The sequence below is a fragment of the Paenibacillus sp. TSM33 genome (assembly GCF_056099025.1).
Genome location: NZ_JBLZXB010000030.1, coordinates 1 through 648 on the forward strand (window position 1 = coordinate 1; position 648 = coordinate 648).

Here is a 648-nt window from a genome sequence, read left to right on the forward strand (position 1 = left end):
AAATTCATGTTTGGTGGCGATAGCGGAGGGGTTCCACACGTACCCATCCCGAACACGACCGTTAAGCCCTCCAGCGCCGATGGTACTTGGACCGCAGGGTCCTGGGAGAGTAGGACGCCGCCAAGCGCATTTTATAATTATTATTCCCTGATAGCTCAGTTGGTAGAGCACTCGACTGTTAATCGAGTTGTCACAGGTTCGAGTCCTGTTCGGGGAGCCATTTGCTCTCATAGCTCAGTAGGTAGAGTGCATCCATGGTAAGGATGAGGTCACCGGTTCGATCCCGGTTGAGAGCTTGTTACAGGATGGCCCGTTGGTCAAGGGGTTAAGACACCTCCCTTTCACGGAGGTAACAGGGGTTCGAATCCCCTACGGGTCATAGGATAGTATGGAGGCTTAGCTCAGCTGGGAGAGCATCTGCCTTACAAGCAGAGGGTCGGGGGTTCGATCCCCTCAGCCTCCACCATATTTTATTCTCTTACATGGATGAAATATAGGGGAATTGTGAATCATATGCATATTGGGGATTAGCCAAGCGGTAAGGCAACGGACTTTGACTCCGTCATGCATAGGTTCAAATCCTATATCCCCAGCCATTAAGAGCCATTAGCTCAGTTGGTAGAGCACCTGACTTTTAATCAGGGTGTC

5 tRNA genes and 1 rRNA gene are annotated in these 648 nt (G+C 50.8%); all 6 read left to right on the top strand.

The annotated features are described in order from the left end of the window. Window positions 1–9 precede the first annotated feature (9 nt). The 6 genes from rrf (at window position 10) to ACN6NF_RS25570 (ending at window position 596) form a co-directional block, all read left to right on the top strand. A 5S ribosomal RNA gene (gene rrf / locus ACN6NF_RS25545) occupies window positions 10–126 on the top strand. An 18-nt stretch (window positions 127–144) separates the two neighbouring features. Then, window positions 145–220, top strand: a tRNA-Asn gene (locus ACN6NF_RS25550). 3 nt (window positions 221–223) lie between these two features. Further along, window positions 224–296, top strand: a tRNA-Thr gene (locus ACN6NF_RS25555). 11 nt (window positions 297–307) lie between these two features. After that, window positions 308–379, top strand: a tRNA-Glu gene (locus tag ACN6NF_RS25560). A gap of 11 nt (window positions 380–390) precedes the next feature. Next, window positions 391–466: transfer RNA gene (locus ACN6NF_RS25565), tRNA-Val, on the top strand. A 55-nt stretch (window positions 467–521) separates the two neighbouring features. Beyond that, window positions 522–596, top strand: a tRNA-Gln gene (locus tag ACN6NF_RS25570). The last annotated feature ends 52 nt before the right edge of the window (window positions 597–648 follow it).